The organism is Nocardiopsis sp. iso_40 (assembly GCF_056173285.1).
In genome coordinates this window covers 3,927,214-3,933,326 of sequence record NZ_CM149666.1, presented here as the reverse complement: position 1 = coordinate 3,933,326, position 6,113 = coordinate 3,927,214, and the positions used below count along the sequence as shown (strand labels likewise).

The following is a 6,113-nucleotide window of genomic DNA, read 5'->3' as shown; positions in this document are numbered from 1 at the left end:
TTCACCTGCGAGAGGGTTGTTGGGCTTTGCGCGCGATCGGTAGGCTCTCGGCTGGCGCAGATGCAACAAAACACAAGCAAAAACACATGTCGCCCATATCCCCGCTTCCGGTCCACGGGACCGAACCCCTCTCCACCCTCACCCCCTAGCCCCGCCCCGGCGTGCGGAGTACATCGAAGGGATCAGGCCGAAATGAACCCCGCCTTCTCCCGCGCCGCGGTTCTCTCCGCCCCCTACCTCCTCTGTGCCAGCCTCTTCTGGGCCAGCGGTTGCGCCGCCGCTCAACCGGAGACCGACGCGGGGGAGGGGGCCGAGCCCGCCGCAACAGCCCCGGCCACCGACGCCCCGGCTACCGGCGAGGAAGAGGCCGCCCTGGCCGCCTACACGGGCATGTGGGACGCCGTGGTGGCGGCTTCCCACGGTGACGAGGACGCCTCGCGCGCCCTCGACGACCACGCCGTCGACGGAGCGCGCGAACTCATGCGTACGGCCTTGGCCGAGGCGGCTGCGGGCGGTACGGCCGACGGCGAACCCGCCCTCGACCCCGTCGTCAGCGTCGAGAGTCCCGAGCTCGCGGTCGTCGAGGACTGCGTCGACGACTCCGACTGGCGGGTCGGCGGGGTCGGCGGCACGGCGGGCCCCCGACAGGTGGACGCCACGCTCATCCACGACGGGCTCGCCTGGCGCGTGTCCGAACTTCGTATCTGGGAGGCCGGATCATGTTGAGACCCCTGACCCCCGCTGCGACCGCGGTCGCAGCGGCCCTGGTGTTCACCACCGTGGGCGCCGCACCGGCGGCGCACGCCGACGAGAGCTCCTTTCTCGGCAGCGTCGAGTGCGGGACCTCCGGGGGCAACGGCTGCCAGATCCTGTTGCGCTGGTTCCTGGAAAACAGAGGCGTACCGGGCAGCCCCGGCTCCGGTGGAACGGGCGGTACCGGCGGCACCGGCTCGGGCGAGTACGACGACGTCGACTGGGACGCCGTCGACTGGGACGCGATCGACTGGAACGACATCGGTGTCGACTGGGAGAACGACTTCGACTGGGACGCCATCTTCGCCGAGGCGGCCGAGGGCGAGGAGGGCACCGACCCCCTCACCTCCCTGCAGGAGGCCATGGCCTCCTTCGAGCTGCCCGAGCCGCAGATCGCCACCTCCCCGGGCACCGACTCCCTCGTCCTGGTCAACACCCCCCTGTGGCTGTGGGTCGACCCCGAGACCTGGGACGCCGAATCCGTCTCCGCCCAGCTGGGCTCCGCGTCCCTCACCGTGACGGCGGCCCCCGTGCGCACGGCCTGGACCATGGGCGACGGCACCACCGTCGAGTGCGAGGGCCCCGGCACCCCGTTCGACCCGGCGGCGCACGACGCCGCCTCGGCCTCCCCCGACTGCGGGCACGTCTACACGTTCGCCTCCGACACGGCCCCCGAGGGCACCCGAACCGTCACCGTCCGCGTCCTCTGGGACACCGAGTGGAGCTTCTCCGACGGCGGCAACGGGACCCTGGACCAGCTCACCAGCACCTCCGAGGTCGACCTCACCGTCCGCGAGTCGCACGGACTCGTCACGGACACCCACTAACACCGAGAAGAACTGAGACAGACGTGGTGGAGACGACGACGGCCCCGCCCCCCGGGACGGAGCGCCAGAAACAGCAGCCCCCCGCCGTACGGCTCTCCGGCGGGGGAGCCAGGCGCTGGCGCTGGCTGGTCCTGGCCCTGACACTGACGACGGCGGGCGCGCTCAGCGGGGTCATCGCCCTGGACCGCCTCGACGAGCGGACCGGTGTCGTGGTCGCCGACAGCGACCTGCCCGCGGGCCATGTCCTCACCGCCGCCGACCTGCGCGTCTCCGAGATGACCGTTTCCTCCGACATCTCCTTCGTGGCGGCCTCCGGTCTGGAGGAGATCGTCGGGCAGACCCTCACCCTCCCCGTCCCCGAGGGAGGGGTCCTGGCGGAGAGCGCACTGGGCGCCGACGCCGAGTTCCCCGAGTCCGACCGCGCGATGGTCGGCGCCACCCTCCAACCCGGACGCTTCCCCGCGTCCCTGGGTGCGGGCGCCGCCGTGTCGGTGGTGGTCAGCGCGGACGAGGACGCCGAAGGCGGTCCCCAGGCCTACGCGGCACTGGTCCGCAGTCTCACCCCCGACCCCGGGGTCGAGGGCGCGGTCACCGTCGAGCTGCTGCTCGCGTCCGCGGACGCCGCGCGCGTCGCCGCCGCAGCCTCCGCGGGGCAGGTCAGCCTCGTCCAGGTCCACCCGCGCGGGGGCGCGTGATGACACGAACGGTCGCCGTCTTCTCCCTGGGCGGGGCCCCGGGGGTGACCAGCCTGGGCATGGCCCTGGCCGCGGTCTGGCCTGGGGAGTCCCCGGGAGTGCTCGTCGAGGCCGACCCCGCCGGAGGGGCGGTCGCCGTCTGGCGCCGGATTTCCACCGAGCCCGGTCTGACGACTCTCGCCGCGGCCATGCGCGGGGGCGGCGGCGCCGACCCCGACAGCCACACCCAGACCCTGCCCGGCGGGCTCCTGGTCTGCCCCGCGCCCGTCACCGGCGATCCCGCCGAGGGCGCGGTACGCCTCATCGGTCAGAACCACCTCGCCCTCACCGGTATGTCGGCCCCGGTCGTGGTCCTGGACCTTGGACGCCTGACCGCGTCCTCCCCGGCCCGGGCCCTCGTCCCCATGGCCGACCACACCGTGCTCGTCGTCTCCGAACGGCTCACCGAACTGCGGCGCGCCCGCGAGCACCTGCTCGCCCCCTCCTTTCCCGCCCGAGACCTCAGGGTCGTCGTCTCCGGCGGCCGGGGCGGCGTGCGGGAGATCGTGGGAGCCCTCGGCTCGGCCGTGTGGGGTCGCGTCCCCGACGACCCCCGGTCCGCGGAGTTCCTGCGGGGCGAACGCGACATCGCCCGGCCCCAGCGCCGCCCCCTGTTCAGGGCGACCGACCGGCTCGCGCACGCACTCGCCGCGTCCGAGCCCGACCCGGTACACGCGTTCCTGTCCTCGGGGGTGGCGCAATGAGCCTCCCCGACGAGATCGGTGTGTCCGGCACCGACCGCTTCCTCGACCCCGAGGCCGACCGGGTGGAGGCCCAGTGGGTCGCCTACGTGTCCACCGAGACCGCCCGGCGCGTCAGCGAGGAGACGCGCGGCGAGGAGCCCGACACCCCGCAGGCGCACCGCGCCCGCGCCGACCGGATCATCGCGAACGTCCTCGACGAGGCGGCCCGAGCCGCCCTGGCCCAGGGCCGCCCCCTGCTGGACTCCGAGACCGAGGCGGCGATCGCCTCCGCCTCGCTGGCCCAGGTCACCGGGGTCGGGGCGCTCCAACCACTGCTCGACGACCCCGAGATCGAGAACATCAACATCAACGGCGTGGACGCCTGGGTACGGCTCGCGGACGGCAGCCGCCGCCTGCACGCTGACCTGTTCACCGATGCCGACGAGGTCGTCGCCCTGGTCCGCCGCCTGGCCGCCGAGTCCTCCAGCGGCGAGCGCCGGTTCGACCCCGGAGCCCCCATCCTCGACCTCCAGCTCCCGGGCGGCGAACGCCTCAACGCGGTCATGGAGGTCTCCCGCCAGCCCTCGGTGTCGATCCGCCGCCACCGGCACACCCATTCCTCGCTGCGCCGCCTGGAGAAGCTCGGCACCCTCGACCCGGCGCTGGTGTCCCTCTTCAGGGCCTCGGTCGCCGCCCGCCGCAACACGGTCGTCACCGGGGGCACCGGTGCGGGCAAGACGACGCTGTTGCGCGCCCTCGCCTCGGAGATCCCGCCGACCGAGCGCCTGGTCACCATCGAGGACGTCTTCGAACTCGGTCTGGACCGGGACCGGGACGCCCACCCGGACTGCGTCGCACTCCAGGCACGCCCCGCCAACATCGAGGGCGTCGGCGAGATCACCATCGCCGACCTGGTCCGCACCGCCCTGCGTATGTCGCCCGACCGCGTCATCGTGGGGGAGACCCGGGGCAGCGAGACCGTCCCTCTGCTCAACGCCATGAGCCAGGGCAACGACGGCAGCCTCACCACCCTGCACGCGGCCGGATCGTCGGGGGCCTTCACCAAGCTGGGCGCCTACGCCGCCCAGTCCGCCGAGCGCCTGCCGCTGGAGGCCACCGCGTCCCTGGTGGCCTCGGCCGTGCACCTGGTGGTGCACGTCTCGGCGCTGCCCACCGGTGAGCGCCGCGTCACCAGTGTCCGCGAGGTCGTGGGGGCGGAGGGACAGAACGTGGTCTCCAACGAGATCTACCGCTACTCGCCGCGCCAGGGCCGCCTGGCCGCCGCCCCGCCCAGCCCCGACACCCTCGACGCGCTCGTGGACCACGGTTTCGACCCCATGTCCCTACAGGCCGAGACGGCGGGGTGGGGCCGGTGAACACGCTCCTTCTGGCCACCGCTGGGGGCACCGTCGGCCTCGGACTGTTCCTGCTGTGCGTCTGGGCCGCGCCCCTGGTTGCCCCGCGCCTCCGGAGCCGCGGGGCCCGGCGGCTGCCGCGTCCCGGGAAGGTCGCCTTCGCGGCCGCCGCCGCTGTTGCTGTCTGGTTCCTCACGGGCTGGCCCGTGGCGGGGGCTTTGGTCGCCGCAGCGGCCTGGTGGGCCCCGCAGGTCCTGGGCAACGACGCCGAGCACAGGGGACAGGTCGAGGGCGTCGAGGCGGTGGCCGCCTGGACCGAGATGCTGCGCGACCTGATGGCCGGGTCCTCGGGCCTGCACCAGGCGGTCGCGGCCACCGCACCCATCGCCCCCGAGCCGCTGCGCGAGGCCGTCCAACGGCTCGCCGACGACATGCGCCGCGGCCGTGAGCCCCGGGAAGCGCTGCACACCTTCGCCGAGACCGTCGACAACCCCACCGGCGACCTGGTCGCCTCGGCCCTGTCCATGGCGGCCACCCGGCACGCCACCGACCTGGGCGTCCTGCTCGGGGCGCTGGCCGAGTCCGCCCGCGACCAGGCCGCGATGCTGGTCAAGGTTTCCGCCAGCCGGGCGCGGCTGCGTACCTCCTCGCGGATCATCATGGGCGCCACCCTCGGGATGGGGGCCCTCCTGCTCCTGTTCAACCCCGAGTACCTCGAACCCTTCGACGGAGTCCTCGGCCAGATCGTGCTGGCGGGCATCGGCGCCCTCTGGTGCACCGCCGTGGTGTGGATGACGCGCATGTCCCGCTTCTCCCTAGGTCCGCGCGTCCTCGCGCCCGACCCGGCCAAGGAGGCCGTCCTGTGACTCCCCTGACCGCGGCGGCCCTGGCGGGTGCCGCCCTGGGCCTGGCCCTGTGGGCGCTGGCGGCGGCGCGCTGGGCCAGACCGAGCCTGGCCGAGCGCCTGGCGGGGCCGCGCCCTCCCGCGCGGACCGCGCTGCGCTCCTCTGAGGACGGGCTGCTGTCCCGGCTCGGTCGGATCGGCGTCCCCCTGCTGCACGCCGCCGGACTTCCGGGGCCGCGCGCCACCCGGCTCCTGCGCGTGTGCGACCGGGCAGCGGGGAGCTATCTCGCGGAGAAGACCACCAGCACCCTTGTGGGCCTCTTCCTCCCCCCGCTGATGGGTATGCTCCTGGCCTCCTTCGGAGCACTGCCCGCGCCCTCCCTCGCCCTGCTGTTCTGGGCGGGGTTCGCCGCGCTCATGTGGTTCGCCCCGGACCTGTCCCTCAACGACGAGGCCACCAAGCGCAGGGAGGAGATGCGCCGCACACTGTCGGGCTTCGCCGACCTCGTGGTGGTCTCCCTGGCCGGGGGCGCGGGCGTCAGCGGCGCCCTGGCCGACGCCTCCGCCAACGGTGGCGGCTGGGCGATGGCGGCCATCCGCGACACCCTGCGGGAGTCCTCCCTCACACGCGTCCCCGTCTGGCGTGCCCTGCGGGACCTGGGGGAGCGGTACGACGCCCCCGAGTTCGCGGAGCTGGCCGCCAGCCTGCACCTGGCCGGCACCGACGGCGCCCGCGTGCGCAGTTCCCTGGCGGCCAAGGCCAAGACCCTGCGCGTGCAGTTCCTCGCCGAGATGGAGGCCGAGGCCCAGTCCGCCACCGAGCGGATGAGTCTGCCCGTCGTCCTCCTCTTCGCCGGATTCCTGGTCCTGCTGGGCTACCCGGCCATGAGCCTCATCCTCTTCAGCACCTGATTCCC

At 73.7% G+C, this 6,113-nt stretch carries 7 protein-coding genes; all 7 read left to right on the top strand.

The features are described 5' to 3' along the window. The first annotated feature begins 192 nt into the window (after nt 1-192). The 7 genes from AC0VYD_RS17205 to AC0VYD_RS17175 are packed head-to-tail and all read left to right on the top strand — an operon-like array spanning nt 193 to nt 6,108. Nucleotides 193-726 (top strand): hypothetical protein, encoded by a 534-nt coding sequence (locus AC0VYD_RS17205; protein ID WP_475476541.1) that lies wholly within the window; start codon nt 193-195, stop codon nt 724-726. Further along, nucleotides 720-1,580, top strand: coding sequence for a hypothetical protein (locus AC0VYD_RS17200; protein ID WP_475476540.1), 861 nt, complete (start codon nt 720-722; stop codon nt 1,578-1,580). Before AC0VYD_RS17205 ends, AC0VYD_RS17200 begins: the two co-directional genes overlap by 7 nt. A gap of 23 nt (nt 1,581-1,603) precedes the next feature. Beyond that, nucleotides 1,604-2,275 (top strand): SAF domain-containing protein, encoded by a 672-nt coding sequence (locus tag AC0VYD_RS17195; RefSeq protein WP_475476539.1) that lies wholly within the window; start codon nt 1,604-1,606, stop codon nt 2,273-2,275. After that, the gene (locus AC0VYD_RS17190) at nt 2,275-3,018 is read left to right on the top strand and encodes a CpaE/TadZ family protein (protein ID WP_475476538.1); all 744 of its coding nucleotides are present in this window, start codon (nt 2,275-2,277) and stop codon (nt 3,016-3,018) included. Before AC0VYD_RS17195 ends, AC0VYD_RS17190 begins: the two co-directional genes overlap by 1 nt. Next, nucleotides 3,015-4,373 (top strand): CpaF family protein, encoded by a 1,359-nt coding sequence (locus tag AC0VYD_RS17185; RefSeq protein ID WP_475476537.1) that lies wholly within the window; start codon nt 3,015-3,017, stop codon nt 4,371-4,373. Before AC0VYD_RS17190 ends, AC0VYD_RS17185 begins: the two co-directional genes overlap by 4 nt. Further along, nucleotides 4,361-5,218, top strand: a complete 858-nt coding sequence (locus AC0VYD_RS17180) for a type II secretion system F family protein (RefSeq protein WP_475476536.1) — start codon at nt 4,361-4,363, stop codon at nt 5,216-5,218. Before AC0VYD_RS17185 ends, AC0VYD_RS17180 begins: the two co-directional genes overlap by 13 nt. After that, nucleotides 5,215-6,108: a type II secretion system F family protein gene (locus tag AC0VYD_RS17175; protein ID WP_475476535.1), complete on the top strand. Its 894-nt coding sequence runs from the start codon at nt 5,215-5,217 to the stop codon at nt 6,106-6,108. The genes AC0VYD_RS17180 and AC0VYD_RS17175 overlap by 4 nt, the downstream gene beginning before the upstream one ends. Nucleotides 6,109-6,113 lie beyond the last annotated feature (5 nt).

Coding starts and splice junctions, on each gene's coding strand:
- AC0VYD_RS17205 (WP_475476541.1), top strand. CDS start 193: ATGAACCCCGCCTTCTCCCGCGCCGCGGTTCTCTCCGCCCCCTACCTC.
- AC0VYD_RS17200 (WP_475476540.1), top strand. CDS start 720: ATGTTGAGACCCCTGACCCCCGCTGCGACCGCGGTCGCAGCGGCCCTG.
- AC0VYD_RS17190 (WP_475476538.1), top strand. CDS start 2,275: ATGACACGAACGGTCGCCGTCTTCTCCCTGGGCGGGGCCCCGGGGGTG.
- AC0VYD_RS17185 (WP_475476537.1), top strand. CDS start 3,015: ATGAGCCTCCCCGACGAGATCGGTGTGTCCGGCACCGACCGCTTCCTC.